A 13,091-nucleotide genomic window follows, 5' to 3' on the forward strand; every position below is an offset into this window, starting at 1 on the left:
TGCACACGCAACGTGAGCGTGTCGTGACCGGATTGCGTCGATGTTGCGATTGTTGATGCGTGCCGCGTTACGATGGCAATGCAAGTTCGACTCAAACTGGAAACGGCTTGCTCAGAAATTTCGAACCCTTCAAGCCGTAACGCCAAGGCAGATCGATCGCCTTGGTGATTCCGATTCGCACGCCTGCGACAACATCGACACTGCCGGTCCGCGCGTGCAGCGAGAACGGTGCCTGATCGAGTGGCAGGGCGTTGTGCTCAATCGTTATGCCGAGTGCTTCGGTCAGTTTGCCGGGACCGGAACATAGCGCGTGCGCCTCCTTGAGGTGACGCCGGCGCCGCATCGTTGCGATCCCATGCGTGGGCTCCAGCGCGCGGATCAGCACGGCGCTCGCCGAGCCTTTTTCCTCACAAACCAGATTCACGCACCAGTGGATGCCGTAGGAGCGGTAGACATAGGCAAAGCCCGGCGGGCCGAACATCACCTGGTTGCGCGCCGTCGGCCCGCGATAGGAATGGGCGGCCGGATCGGTGTGGTGATAGGCTTCCACCTCCACGATGGTGCCGCCCACACCATTGAACAGCAGGGTTGCGCCGATCAAATCGGGCGCAACCTCATGCACGCTGCGGTCAAAGAATGAGCGTTTGAGCGCCTTGCCAAGGCGGATCGGTGGTTCGCCCGGCGATCTGGGATTTTGAACCATTTTGGTGGGAATCAGAGGGGACTGCTGCCCATATCTTGCACGTTCTGTTAGCATGGGCGAGCCGGGTTGCGGGTTCGGGCAATACGGATTAGCTAACAGTCTCGAAGATCCGCAGATTTGCCATGGTCACCCTGATCGACACCATATCAGCCAATCCGGTGCGCCCGCGCCACCCGGAAAAGGTGAACCGACCCGACGCGCTGTCGCCGCCGAAGCCGGACTGGATCCGGGTGCGCGCGCCGAACACGCGTGGCTATGCCGATACCCGCAAGATCGTGAAGGAGAACGGCCTCGTCACCGTCTGCGAGGAGGCCGGCTGCCCGAATATCGGCGAGTGCTGGGACAAGAAGCACGCCACCTTCATGATCATGGGGGACACCTGCACCCGGGCGTGCGCATTCTGCAACGTCAAGACCGGCATGCCCGGCGCCCTCGACGCTGCCGAGCCGGAGCATGTGGCGGAGGCGACCTTCAAGCTCGGGCTCTCACATGTCGTCATCACCTCGGTCGACCGTGACGACCTTGCCGACGGTGGGGCCGAGCATTTCGCCCGGACCGTCCGCGCCATCCGCGCCCGCTGCCCGAACACCACGATCGAGATCCTCACTCCCGACTTCCTGCGCAAGGACGGCGCGCTTGAAGTCGTGGTGGCGGCAAAGCCCGACGTGTTCAACCATAATCTCGAGACTGTGCCCTCACGCTATCTGTCCGTGCGGCCGGGCGCGCGCTATTTCCATTCGATCCGCCTGCTGCAGCAGGTGAAGGAGATCGATCCGACGATCTTCACCAAGTCCGGCATCATGGTTGGCCTGGGCGAGGAGCGGCACGAGGTGCAGCAGGTGATGGATGACCTGCGCTCTGCCGACGTCGATTTCCTCACCATCGGCCAATATCTGCAACCGACACGGAAGCATCACGCCGTGATGCGCTATGTCACGCCCGACGAGTTCGCGGGCTACGAGAAGGTCGCCTACACCAAGGGCTTCCTGATGGTGTCGGCAAGCCCGCTCACGCGCTCGTCCCATCATGCGGGCGACGATTTCGCCAAACTGCAAGCGGCGCGCCTGGCGCGGTCGCGCTAACGCCGGATCGCACCGATGCGACGCATTCTTGTGATGGGGTCCTCGGGATCCGGCAAATCGACCTTTGCGCGAAGGCTTTCGGCGGCTACGGGCATTCCGTTCGTGTCGCTGGATGCGATCTACTGGAAGCCAGGCTGGGTCGCGTCCGACACCGGGGAGTTCCACGAACGCGTGACCGAGGCGGCGCTTCGACCGCAATGGATCATGGATGGAAACTACATTTCAACCGGGGCCGGTGAGCTGCGTCGCCAAATCTGTGATCGCGTCATCTGGTTTGATCTTCCACGCCGGACCTGCGTGCTCGGTATCGCGAGGCGGATAGCCGGAAGCTATGGCCAAGTTCGACCGGAAATGGCCGAGGGTTGTCCGGAACGAATCGATCTCGAATTCTTTCGATACGTCTGGACGTATCGGCAGCAACAGCGGCCGAAGCTTCTTAAATATTTCGAGGGCCTGCGACCCGACCAATCGCTTGTCTGTTTCACCGATCGGACACAGGCGAGCCTCTATTTGAAGGAGCTCTCGCGGATGCCCCATGCGGCGAGTATCCACTGATGCCGAGATTTTCCAGCAAGCGGCGGGTCCGTCACTCCGCGCCGCAGATGTTCGATCTGGTCGCCGACGTCGAACGCTACCCGGAATTCGTGCCGCTCTGCCAGGCGCTGAAGGTCCGGCAACGCACGCCAAAAGAGGACGGCACCGAAGTTCTCGTGGCAGACATGACCGTGTCATTCAAGCTGGTGCGCGAAAGCTTCACCAGCCGGGTCACGCTTGACCGGCCCAACCTGAAGATCCTGGTTGAATATCTGCGCGGCCCCTTCAGCAATCTGGAGAACCGCTGGAGCTTCGAGGCCAAATCCGAAACCGAGTGCGACGTCGGCTTCTTCATCTCGTACGAGTTCAGAAGCCGGATGCTGGCGATGCTGATGGGATCGATGTTCGATGCCGCATTCCAGCGCTTCGCCGCGGCCTTCGAAAAACGCGCGGACGTAGTCTACGGCAAGCCGGCAGGCGCATCGTAGGCTATCCCCGTCATTGCGAGGAGCAAAGCGACGAAGCAATCCATTCTGTCCACACGTGGGAGAGAATGGATTGCTTCGCTTCGCTCGCAATGACGGCGCGAGAGCTATTACGCCCGCGGCGGTCTGCGCCGCTTGACGGCGCTGCGGCGCGGGGAACGCGCGACGCGGGGGCGCAGGCGGCTGACTGCTTCGCGGCGCGGCTTGACCGCGGCCTGCGGGCCGCGGGCCAATTCCATCAGCATGCGCAGGGCTTCCACCACGGACCGTTGCCGCACCGTGCTGCGCCCGATCGCGCCAAAGCGGTGTTCGCGATGCATGATCCGGCCGTCGCGGGCCGCGACCGCGAAATGTACCAGGCCGACCGGCTTGCCTGGGGTGGCGCCGCCGGGGCCGGCGATGCCGGTGATGGCGACCGCAAGATCGACGCCGGCGCGCTCCAGGGCACCGACCGCCATCGCGGTAGCGGTCTCCTTGCTGACCGCGCCGAAGGTCGAAAGCGTCAGCGCCTTGACGCCGAGCATCGCCCGCTTGGCCTCATTGGAATAGGTGACGAAGCCGCGATCGATGACGTCGGACGAGCCGGGAATATCGGTGAGCGCGCCCGCGACCAGCCCACCGGTGCAGGACTCCGCCGTCGCGATGGTCAATTTTCGCATCCGGCACAGATCGAGCAGCGAGCGGGAGAGGGCGCGCGCATCGCTGCCGCTCATGTTACTCGCTCCAACCTTTATCGTTCCAAGGCAGACGAATGGTGGCGCTCGCGGTGGCCGCGATGCCTTCCTCGCGGCCCGTGAAGCCCAGTTTCTCGCTGGTGGTCGCCTTTACCGCGATGCGCGAGATGCTCACGCCCGTGATCTCGGCGATCTTCGCCCGCATGGCGTCGCGCAAGGGGCCGATCTTCGGCCGCTCGCAGATCAGCGTGACCTCGAGATTGGCGATGCGGCCGCCGCGCGCGGTGACGCGATCGACGGCATATTTCAGGAACCGGTCGGACGAGGCGCCTTTCCACTGCGGATCGCTCGGCGGGAAATGCGAGCCGATGTCGCCGTCGGCGAGCGCGCCGAGGATGGCGTCGACCAGCGCATGCAAGCCGACATCGCCGTCGGAATGGGCGAGAAAACCTTTCGAGTGCGGCACGCGTACGCCGCAGATCATCACGTGATCTCCCTCGCCGAAGGCATGCACGTCGTAGCCGGTCCCGGTCCTGATATCGCCGAGCAGGCTGGCGAGGCGGGCTTCCTCGCGGACGAAGTCTTCGGGTGTGGTGAGTTTCATGTTCGCAGGATCGCCTTCAAAGGTCGCCACCGTCAATCCCGCCCATTCGGCAATCGCGGCATCGTCGGTGAAATCGCTTCTGCCCTCGCGCGCGGCGCGGCGATGGGCATCGAGTATCACGTCAAAACGAAAGACCTGCGGCGTCTGCGCGATGCGCAGTCGCGCGCGATCGGGAGTCGCTTCGACGTCGCCGTTGGCGCCGGTGAGCTTGATGGTGTCGGTGACGGGGACAACGGGAATGGCGGCGCCGGTACGGCCGGCCGCGTCGATCGCGCGCGAGATCAGCGCCTGCGTCACGAACGGCCGCGCGGCGTCGTGGATCAGCACGATATCGGGCTTCTCGCCTGCCAGCGCCTCGAGTCCCGCACGCACCGACGCCTGCCTCGTCGCACCACCATCTGTCGGTGGCCGGTGGCGAAGGCCCACGACTGCTTCATTGAAGAGGGCGGCATCATCAGGATTGACGACGGGCTGCACGGCGAAAACATCAGCGTGGGTGCTGAACGGCTCCATCGCCCGGAAGATCACCGTCTGTCCGCCGATCATCCGGTATTGCTTCGGCCCGCCTGCGCCGGCGCGAAGCCCCCGGCCGGCTGCGACAAGGATGGCGGCGGTACGCTCAGGTCTGGGCATCGACGAAACTGTATACGACTCGGGGATTGAGGAGGTGCGCCGGCCGCTTCGCCGGCGCACAGCCCTTACCATGCTGGATGCGCAATGACAGAGCTATTCCCATTCCCTGTGGGAAAAGCAGTTCTTGTTGCAGTGCACTTGCGCAGATGATAGAAATGTCTAAACCGTAGGCATAAGGCTTGACTGCACAAGAATTGTGCTCAAAATACAGGGCAGCGGGGCGATGAGGCTGCCGCCAGTAGAACGAGAAGCCCGTGACCGGCCTCGCAAGAACACGTCGTAAGCAATTGAAAATAGGCGATATTACCATCGCTAACCCGGTGCTTCTCGCCCCTATGTCCGGCGTCACCGATGCGCCGTTCCGGCGTCTTGCGGCGAGTCTTGGCGCGGGACTTGTCGTCTCCGAGATGACCGCAAGCGACGATCTTGCGCAGGGCAGGCCGATCTCGCTTTTGCGCTGCGAGGCGGCCGGGATCGGGCCGCATGTGGTCCAACTGGCAGGTTGCGAGACCCGCTGGATGGCCGAGGGCGCGAGGATCGCGGAAGCCGCCGGCGCTGACATCATCGATATCAACATGGGCTGCCCGGCCCGGCACGTGACCGGCGGCCAGTCCGGCTCCGCTTTGATGCGCGACCTCGACCACGCCACAAGCCTGATCGAGGCGACGATCGCGGCGGTCAAGGTGCCGGTGACCCTGAAGATGCGGCTCGGCTGGGATGACCGCTCGCGCAACGCGCCGGAACTGGCGCGCCGCGCCCAAGCTGCGGGCGTGCAGATGGTGACGGTACACGGCCGCACGCGCTGCCAGTTCTACAAGGGCGAGGCGGATTGGGCCGCGGTGCGCGAAGTCCGCGATGCCGTGTCGATCCCGCTCGTCGTCAACGGCGACATCACCTCCTTCGAGACGGCAGTGACCGCGTTCGAGCAGTCCGGCGCGGACGCGGTCATGATCGGACGCGGGGCGCAGGGCCAGCCCTGGCTGCCCGGGCAGATCGCGCGCCGGCTCGAGACCGGCGTCGCCGAGCAGGCGCCGCCGCTCGTCGAGCAGCTTCACCTCGTTCGTGAACTCTATGATGCCGTCCTCAGCCATTACGGCGTCCGTGTCGGGCTCAAGCACGCACGAAAACATCTCGGTTGGGCGCTGGAGATCGCCGCCCACTATAGCCGCGCTCCGGCAGCGACGCTGAGGGGGTGGCGGCAAAGGATCCTGACCTCCGACGAACCTGCGAGCGTGCATCAATCGCTTCAGAATGCTTACGACGATTTCGCATGGAGTGCTGCTGCATGACACCAGTCGCAGAGACTCGCCGGCGCACGCCCTCCGACAGCGAAGCCATTCTCAACGCGCTGCCGAACCCGGTGCTGCTGGTGGCGCCGGATGGCCGCATCGTCGACGCCAATATCGCCGCGGAGTCGTTTTTCGAGATCTCCACGCAATTCCTGCAGCGGCAGTCGCTGAGGGAACTGGTGCCGTTCGGCAGCCCGCTGCTCGCGCTGATCGACCAGGTGCGCACCAGTGGCTCCCCGGTCAACGAATACAAGGTCGATCTCGGCACGCCCCGGATCGGCGGCGACCGTCAGGTCGACCTGCATGTGGCGCCGCTCACCGAGCGGCCGGGGCATATCGTCGTGATGCTGCAGGAGCGCACCATCGCCGACAAGATGGACCGGCAGCTCACCCATCGCAGCGCTGCGCGCTCGGTGATCGCGCTGGCCGCGATGCTCGCACATGAGATCAAGAACCCGCTGTCGGGCATCCGCGGCGCGGCGCAACTGTTGGAGCAGCAAGCCTCCTCGGACGACCGCATGCTGACCCGGCTGATCTGCGACGAGGCCGACCGTATCGTCACCTTGGTCGACCGCATGGAAGTGTTCGGCGACGATCGGCCGGTCGCCCGCGGGCCGGTCAACATCCATTCGGTGCTCGACCACGTCAAACGGCTGGCGCAGTCCGGCTTCGCCCGCAACGTCCGTTTCATCGAGGATTACGATCCGTCGCTGCCGCCGGTGCTCGCCAACCAGGATCAACTGATCCAGGTGTTCCTCAATCTGGTGAAGAACGCAGCCGAGGCTGTGGCCGATCTCGGCACCGACGCGGAAATCCAGCTCACCACCGCGTTCCGTCCGGGCGTCCGCCTGTCGGTGCCCGGCAAGAAATCGCGGGTGTCGCTGCCGCTGGAATTCTGCGTCAAGGACAACGGCTCCGGCGTGCCGGAAGATCTGTTGCCCAATCTGTTCGATCCCTTCGTCACCACAAAACAGACCGGCAGTGGGCTCGGGCTTGCGCTCGTGGCCAAAATCGTCGGCGATCACGGCGGCATCATCGAGTGCGAATCCCAGCCGCGGAAGACCACCTTCCGCGTGCTGATGCCAATGTACAACCCTGCCAAACAAATCGACCAAAGCAGCCGCGAGGACGTTCCGGGTACGCCGTCGCATGCCTCCCAGGACGCAAGATGAGGAACAACAATGCCCGCAGGTAGCATTCTCGTCGCTGACGACGATACCGCCATCCGGACGGTTCTCAACCAGGCTCTGTCGCGCGCCGGCTATGAGGTGCGGCTGACCGGCAACGCAGCGACGCTGTGGCGCTGGGTCAGCCAGGGCGAGGGCGATCTCGTCATCACCGACGTGGTGATGCCCGACGAGAACGCGTTCGACCTGTTGCCGCGCATCAAGAAGATGCGGCCGAACCTGCCCGTCATCGTCATGAGCGCGCAAAACACTTTCATGACGGCGATCAGGGCGTCCGAACGCGGCGCCTATGAATATCTGCCCAAACCCTTCGACCTGAAGGAACTGATTACCATCGTCGGTCGCGCGCTCGCCGAGCCGAAGGAGAGGGTGACCAGCGCGGCGGACGATTCCGAGTTCGACTCGATCCCGCTGGTCGGCCGGTCGCCGGCGATGCAGGAAATCTACCGCGTGCTGGCGCGGCTGATGCAGACCGACCTCACCGTGATGATCTCGGGCGAGTCCGGCACCGGCAAGGAGCTGGTCGCCCGCGCGCTGCACGACTATGGCAAGCGGCGCAACGGCCCGTTCGTCGCCGTCAACATGGCCGCGATCCCGCGCGACCTCATCGAGTCGGAATTGTTCGGCCATGAGCGCGGCGCGTTCACCGGCGCCAATACCCGCGCCTCCGGCCGGTTCGAGCAGGCCGAGGGCGGCACCCTGTTCCTCGACGAGATCGGCGACATGCCGATGGAGGCGCAGACGCGGCTGCTGCGTGTGCTGCAGCAGGGCGAATATACCACCGTCGGCGGACGTACTCCGATCAAGACCGACGTGCGCATCGTCGCCGCCAGCAACAAGGATTTGCGCATTCTGATCCAGCAGGGCCTGTTCCGCGAAGACCTGTTCTTCCGCCTGAACGTGGTGCCGCTGCGATTGCCTCCGTTGCGCGAGCGGATCGAGGATCTGCCCGATCTGATCAGGCACTTCTTTGCGCTCGCCGAGAAGGACGGCCTGCCGCCGAAGAAGCTCGACGCCCAGGCGCTGGAGCGGCTGAAGCAGCACCGTTGGCCCGGTAACGTTCGTGAGCTGGAAAACCTCGCGCGCCGGCTGGCGGCACTTTATCCACAGGACGTGATCACCGCGTCCGTGATCGACGGCGAACTCGCCCCGCCGGCCGTCAATTCGGGCGGCAATACGCAGCACGGGGTCGACAATCTCGGCGGCGCGGTCGAGGCCTATTTATCCTCGCACTTCTCGGGCTTCCCGAACGGCGTACCGCCGCCGGGGCTGTACCACCGCATCCTCAAGGAGATCGAGGTGCCGCTGCTGACGGCCGCACTCGCAGCCACCCGCGGCAACCAGATCCGCGCCGCCGACCTGCTCGGCCTCAACCGCAATACGCTGCGCAAGAAGATCCGGGACCTCGACATTCAGGTCTACCGGAGCGGGGCATAACCCCGATCCCATCGTTCCGGGTTCACGCTGCGCGTGCCCCGGAATGACCGGATATCCGAATGGCTGTGGAATCTGAGCTCATTCTTGAGCTGGCGCCGCGGAATTGTCGCAATTCGGCAACATTGTGATATGATTGCATCAGTCCGCTCAAGTAGCGGACGTTGAGGCCTTCAGTCCATCCTTGCCGGGAATGACCAGCCCAGAGACCACGGCGCAGCCGTTCGATCCATCGCGTACCGAGAAAAGGGGACTGCCGCTTGCGAAGTGGCTGGCTCCCTTTGCGATTGCGATTGCGCTCTTGTCGGCGTTCCTGACGTTCGTGGTGCTCACGGGCCTGACCCCGATCGAGCCGACCAAGCAGGTCGTCTATTCATTTCTCGCGATCAACGCAGGTACGATCCTGCTGCTGGTCGGGATCATCATCCGCGAAATCTGGCAGGTGATTCAGGCCCGGCGCCGCGGCCGTGCGGCGGCAAGGCTTCACGTCCAGATCGTCAGCCTGTTTTCCATCATTGCGGTGCTGCCTGCGGTGGTGGTCGCGATCGTCGCCAACGTTATGCTCGACCGCGGTCTCGACCGGCTGTTTTCGGGACCGACGCGGGTGGCGATCCAGAACTCGGTGACGATCGCCAAGGCCTACATGCAGGAGCATGCGCAGCTCATCCGCGGCGACATCCTGGCGACGGCAAATGACCTCGCCCATTCCAGGCCACTCTATGACCAGGATCGCATGACGTTCATGCAGCTCCTGACGGCGGGCGCGGCGGCGCGCAATCTGCCGGTTGTGGTGCTGCTGGACAAGGACGGCCACGTTCTCGACAGCGTGGATACCGGTATTCATCTGAACTACGCATTGCCGCCGCTCGATATTCTCAAGAACGTCAACGAGACCGAGCCGGAAATCTCGGTTTTCCCGGAAAGTTATGTCGCCTCCGTGGTCCGCCTGCGGGCCTATGATGACATGTTCCTGTACGTAGCGCGTCTGCTTGATCCGACCATCGTTGCCCAGCTCAAGCAGACCCAGGCCAGCGCTGCCGAATATGCCGCGATCGAGTCGCAGAGGCTCGGCATCCAGGTGACTTTCGCGCTGGTGTTTGCCGTGATTGCACTGACCATTCTGGTGGCGTCAGTGCTGATCGGGCTCAATTTCGCCAACTGGCTGGTGTCACCGATCCGCAGCTTGATGAGCGCTGCCAACCAGGTGTCGACGGGCGACCTCAACATCCAGGTTCCCGTCCACAAGTCGGAAGGCGATCTCGCCCAGCTTGGGCAGACCTTCAACAAGATGACGCAGGAATTGCGGACCCAGCGCGACGAGCTCGTCAATGCCAGCGAACTGATCGACAGCCGCCGCCGCTTCATCGAGGCGGTGCTGTCATCGGCCAGCGCCGGCATCATCGGCGTCGATGCGTCCGGCAGCGTCGGCATCCTCAACCGCTCGGCGGAGAAGCTGATCGGCCATGCCGAATCCGAGACCTTGGGCCATCCGCTCTCGGACGTGCTTCCCGAGCTCGACGAGATGATGAAGACGGCACGGGAGGGCACCCAGCGCCTGGTGCAGGGCCAGATCACCATCACCCGCGACGGCTACGAGCGCAATTTGTCGGTCCGCATCTCCGCCGAGAAGACCAGCCACTCCTGGGACAACTACATCATCACGCTCGACGACATCACCGAGCTCGTCTCGGCCCAGCGCACCTCGGCCTGGGGCGACGTCGCGCGCCGCATCGCGCACGAGATCAAGAATCCGCTGACGCCGATCCAGCTTTCGGCCGAACGCATCCGCCGCAAATTCGGCAAGACCATCACGGAACCAAAGGATAAGTCCATCTTCGACCAATGCACCGACACCATCGTGCGCCAGGTCGACGACATCAGGCGCATGGTCGACGAATTCTCGCGCTTTGCCCGCATGCCGAAACCGGTGATGGAGGGCGAGGATGTCGCCGACACCGTGCGGCAGGCGGTGTTCCTGATGAAGGTCGCGCACCCCGAGCTCGATATCGAGGCCGAGATCAAGCAGGACCCGATGCGGGCGCAGTTCGATCGCCGGCTGATCTCGCAGGCGCTGACCAACATCATCAAGAATGCGACCGAAGCGATCGAGCAGGTGCCGGCGGAAGAACTGGGCAAGGGGCGGATCGACGTCATCGCGCAGCGCGAAGGCGAGGAGATCATCATCGACGTGATCGACAACGGCATCGGCCTGCCGAAGGTCGCGCGCGCGCGCCTGCTCGAGCCCTATGTCACGACGCGCCAGAAGGGCACCGGGCTCGGGCTCGCGATCGTCGGCCGCGTGCTCGAAGACCATGGCGGCCGCATCGAGCTCAAGGACGCCTCCGATTTCCGTCCCGGGCAGCGCGGGGCCTGGATGCGGCTTCGATTTGCCGTCTCCGGCCAGCCGCCGAAGGCCGAGACCAAGGAGCCACCTCCAACGACCGGCCCCGAGCAGCAGCCGTCAGGGCCGCCGGACGAAGAAAAAAATCCGCCGGCATCCGCGACCAGCGAGCCGGCATCCACGACCAATATCCAAACAAAAATCAAAGCCGCGACAGGCGACTGACAGGCAGGTGTAACCCATGGCAAGTGACATTCTGATTGTCGACGACGAAGCAGACATTCGCGACCTCGTTGCGGGCATTCTCGAAGACGAAGGCTTTTCCACGCGGACCGCGCGCGACAGCGATTCGGCGCTGGCGGAGATCGCCAACCGCCGTCCGCATCTGGTCTTCCTGGATATCTGGCTGCAGGGCTCCAAGCTCGACGGGCTGCAGCTTCTGGAGCAGATCAAGAAGGACAATGCCGACCTGCCGGTGGTGATGATCTCCGGCCACGGCAACATCGAGACCGCGGTCGCCGCGATCAAGCGCGGCGCCTATGACTTCATCGAAAAGCCGTTCAAGTCGGACCGGCTGATCCTGGTCGCGACCCGGGCGCTGGAGAATTCACGCCTCAAGCGTGAGGTGAAAGAACTCAAGCAACAGGCTCCAACTGCAAGCATTTTGACTGGCCGCTCGGCCTGCATGAACCAGCTCCGCCAGACCATCGAACGTGCCGCCAAGGCCAACAGCCGCATCCTGATCGTCGGGCCGGCGGGCTCCGGCAAGGAACTGGTGGCGCGCACGCTGCACCAGGCCTCGAGCCGCGCCGACGGCCCGTTCGTCGTCATCAACGCCGCCGCGATCACGCCCGAGCGGATGGAGGTCGAACTGTTCGGCGTCGAGGCCTCCAATGGCGAGCAGCCGCGCAAGCCGGGCGCGCTGGAAGAGGCCCATGGCGGCACGCTGTTCATCGACGAGATCGCCGACATGCCGCGCGAAACCCAGAACAAGATCCTGCGCGTGCTGGTCGACCAGACGTTCCAGCGCTCCGGCGGCACCGCAAAGGTCCATGTCGACGTGCGCATCATCTCATCCACGGCACGCAACCTGGAGGAGGAGATCGCGGCCGGGCACTTCCGCGAGGATCTCTATCACCGCCTGTCGGTGGTGCCGATCCGCGTACCGCCGCTGTCCGAGCGGCGGGAGGACATCCCCGAACTGATCGACTATTTCATGGACCAGATCTCGGCGGCGACCGGCCTGCCGAAGCGGCAGATCGGCCAGGATGCGATGGCGGTGCTGCAGTCCCATGTCTGGCCCGGCAACGTCCGCCAGCTCCGCAACAATGTCGAGCGGGTGATGATTCTGGCCGGCGGCGGCCCGGAGGCGATCATCACGGCGGACATGTTGCCGCAGGACGTCGGCTCGATGGTGCCGGCAATGCCGACCAGCAGCAATGGCGAGCACATCATGGGGCTGCCGCTGCGCGAGGCGCGCGAGGTGTTCGAGCGAGACTATCTGATCGCCCAGATCAGCCGGTTTTCCGGCAATATCTCGCGCACCGCGGAGTTTGTCGGCATGGAGCGCTCCGCGCTCCATCGCAAACTCAAGGCGCTGGGGGTCGGCTGAGCCATCTGGTCGCACATCCATGCAATTAACTGGGAATGATCGCTTTTTTCCCCATGCTTTTGCGGCAATTGCCGATTCTTGTTCATGGGTGGCGTGCCAACCGGCTTGCCTAATGGGCGGGCCTGCCCTCTAATCCTACCGCCGCGCCTGTCGGAGGGGGAACTCAGGACAGGCCGGCGACCGGGGAAAGGCCCCATCAGAGGGCTCCAACCGGTTCCAACATTCCAATAAGAAGAACCACAAGACGGCGGGACAACAAAAATGGCGGCAGACCGCGCTCAAAATCTACAAGACACCTTCCTAAATCATGTTCGTAAGACCAAGACGCCACTGACGATCTTTCTGGTGAATGGCGTGAAACTGCAGGGTATTGTCACATGGTTTGACAATTTCTGCCTTTTACTCCGGCGCGACGGTCATTCGCAGCTTGTCTACAAGCACGCGATCTCGACCATCATGCCGGGCGCACCGATCCAGTTGTTTGAAGGCGGCGAGGATACACAGGGTTGAGAG

The 13,091-nt window shown here is 63.9% G+C and carries 12 protein-coding genes; 9 read left to right on the forward strand and 3 right to left on the reverse strand.

Going from position 1 to position 13,091, the window contains the following annotated elements; all coding sequences use genetic code 11:
• Positions 1 to 91 precede the first annotated feature (91 nt).
• On the reverse strand, positions 92 to 703 hold the full coding sequence (locus tag I6F35_RS12385; RefSeq protein ID WP_225117944.1) for a DNA-3-methyladenine glycosylase: 612 nt from the start codon (positions 701 to 703) through the stop codon (positions 92 to 94).
• 122 nt (positions 704 to 825) lie between these two features.
• Between I6F35_RS12385 and lipA the strand changes: the two genes are divergently transcribed.
• The 3 genes from lipA to I6F35_RS12400 all read left to right on the forward strand — a co-directional run bounded on the left by lipA (position 826) and on the right by I6F35_RS12400 (position 2,807).
• Entirely contained in the window at positions 826 to 1,785 is a 960-nt protein-coding gene (lipA, locus tag I6F35_RS12390; RefSeq protein ID WP_225117945.1) for a lipoyl synthase, read from the forward strand.
• A 102-nt stretch (positions 1,786 to 1,887) separates the two neighbouring features.
• On the forward strand, positions 1,888 to 2,340 hold the full coding sequence (locus I6F35_RS12395) for a DNA topology modulation protein (protein WP_225117946.1): 453 nt from the start codon (positions 1,888 to 1,890) through the stop codon (positions 2,338 to 2,340).
• Positions 2,340 to 2,807, forward strand: a complete 468-nt coding sequence (locus tag I6F35_RS12400) for an SRPBCC family protein (protein WP_225117947.1) — start codon at positions 2,340 to 2,342, stop codon at positions 2,805 to 2,807. The genes I6F35_RS12395 and I6F35_RS12400 overlap by 1 nt, the downstream gene beginning before the upstream one ends.
• A 107-nt stretch (positions 2,808 to 2,914) precedes the next feature.
• Here the strand turns inward: I6F35_RS12400 and I6F35_RS12405 are convergent, their stop codons facing one another.
• Together I6F35_RS12405 and I6F35_RS12410 are read right to left on the reverse strand one after the other, a co-directional pair.
• The gene (locus I6F35_RS12405; RefSeq protein ID WP_225117948.1) at positions 2,915 to 3,517 is read right to left on the reverse strand and encodes a CinA family protein; all 603 of its coding nucleotides are present in this window, start codon (positions 3,515 to 3,517) and stop codon (positions 2,915 to 2,917) included.
• Between the two features lies 1 nt (position 3,518).
• Positions 3,519 to 4,715, reverse strand: coding sequence for a bifunctional 2-C-methyl-D-erythritol 4-phosphate cytidylyltransferase/2-C-methyl-D-erythritol 2,4-cyclodiphosphate synthase (locus tag I6F35_RS12410; RefSeq protein WP_225117949.1), 1,197 nt, complete (start codon positions 4,713 to 4,715; stop codon positions 3,519 to 3,521).
• 287 nt (positions 4,716 to 5,002) lie between these two features.
• On the opposite strand from I6F35_RS12410, the gene dusB reads away from it, so the two are divergent.
• The 6 genes from dusB to hfq all read left to right on the forward strand — a co-directional run bounded on the left by dusB (position 5,003) and on the right by hfq (position 13,088).
• Positions 5,003 to 6,004 carry a tRNA dihydrouridine synthase DusB gene (gene dusB, locus I6F35_RS12415; protein WP_225118038.1) on the forward strand — a complete coding sequence of 334 codons (1,002 nt, stop codon included), beginning with the start codon at positions 5,003 to 5,005 and terminating at the stop codon, positions 6,002 to 6,004.
• Positions 6,001 to 7,176 (forward strand): nitrogen regulation protein NR(II), encoded by a 1,176-nt coding sequence (locus I6F35_RS12420; RefSeq protein ID WP_225117950.1) that lies wholly within the window; start codon positions 6,001 to 6,003, stop codon positions 7,174 to 7,176. The genes dusB and I6F35_RS12420 overlap by 4 nt, the downstream gene beginning before the upstream one ends.
• A gap of 9 nt (positions 7,177 to 7,185) precedes the next feature.
• Positions 7,186 to 8,628, forward strand: a complete 1,443-nt coding sequence (gene ntrC, locus I6F35_RS12425; protein ID WP_225117951.1) for a nitrogen regulation protein NR(I) — start codon at positions 7,186 to 7,188, stop codon at positions 8,626 to 8,628.
• A 190-nt stretch (positions 8,629 to 8,818) separates the two neighbouring features.
• Positions 8,819 to 11,191, forward strand: coding sequence for a PAS domain-containing sensor histidine kinase (locus I6F35_RS12430; protein ID WP_225117952.1), 2,373 nt, complete (start codon positions 8,819 to 8,821; stop codon positions 11,189 to 11,191).
• 16 nt (positions 11,192 to 11,207) lie between these two features.
• The gene (locus I6F35_RS12435; RefSeq protein ID WP_225117953.1) at positions 11,208 to 12,578 is read left to right on the forward strand and encodes a sigma-54 dependent transcriptional regulator; all 1,371 of its coding nucleotides are present in this window, start codon (positions 11,208 to 11,210) and stop codon (positions 12,576 to 12,578) included.
• A 261-nt stretch (positions 12,579 to 12,839) separates the two neighbouring features.
• Complete coding sequence (hfq, locus tag I6F35_RS12440; protein ID WP_027578348.1) at positions 12,840 to 13,088, forward strand: RNA chaperone Hfq; 249 nt, start codon at positions 12,840 to 12,842, stop codon at positions 13,086 to 13,088.
• Positions 13,089 to 13,091: the final 3 nt, after the last annotated feature.

This window comes from Bradyrhizobium sp. BRP22, from assembly GCF_020194175.1.
In the GTDB taxonomy this organism is placed as follows: domain Bacteria; phylum Pseudomonadota; class Alphaproteobacteria; order Rhizobiales; family Xanthobacteraceae; genus Bradyrhizobium.

What these genes read in the sequence shown, in the direction of transcription:
- I6F35_RS12405 (WP_225117948.1), bottom strand. Translation starts at nt 3,517, where the DNA reads ATGAGCGGCAGCGATGCGCGCGCCCTCTCCCGCTCGCTGCTCGATCTG.
- I6F35_RS12385 (WP_225117944.1), bottom strand. Translation starts at nt 703, where the DNA reads ATGGTTCAAAATCCCAGATCGCCGGGCGAACCACCGATCCGCCTTGGC.
- I6F35_RS12410 (WP_225117949.1), bottom strand. Translation starts at nt 4,715, where the DNA reads ATGCCCAGACCTGAGCGTACCGCCGCCATCCTTGTCGCAGCCGGCCGG.
- I6F35_RS12400 (WP_225117947.1), top strand. Translation starts at nt 2,340, where the DNA reads ATGCCGAGATTTTCCAGCAAGCGGCGGGTCCGTCACTCCGCGCCGCAG.
- lipA (WP_225117945.1), top strand. Translation starts at nt 826, where the DNA reads ATGGTCACCCTGATCGACACCATATCAGCCAATCCGGTGCGCCCGCGC.
- hfq (WP_027578348.1), top strand. Translation starts at nt 12,840, where the DNA reads ATGGCGGCAGACCGCGCTCAAAATCTACAAGACACCTTCCTAAATCAT.
- I6F35_RS12435 (WP_225117953.1), top strand. Translation starts at nt 11,208, where the DNA reads ATGGCAAGTGACATTCTGATTGTCGACGACGAAGCAGACATTCGCGAC.
- I6F35_RS12420 (WP_225117950.1), top strand. Translation starts at nt 6,001, where the DNA reads ATGACACCAGTCGCAGAGACTCGCCGGCGCACGCCCTCCGACAGCGAA.
- ntrC (WP_225117951.1), top strand. Translation starts at nt 7,186, where the DNA reads ATGCCCGCAGGTAGCATTCTCGTCGCTGACGACGATACCGCCATCCGG.
- I6F35_RS12430 (WP_225117952.1), top strand. Translation starts at nt 8,819, where the DNA reads ATGACCAGCCCAGAGACCACGGCGCAGCCGTTCGATCCATCGCGTACC.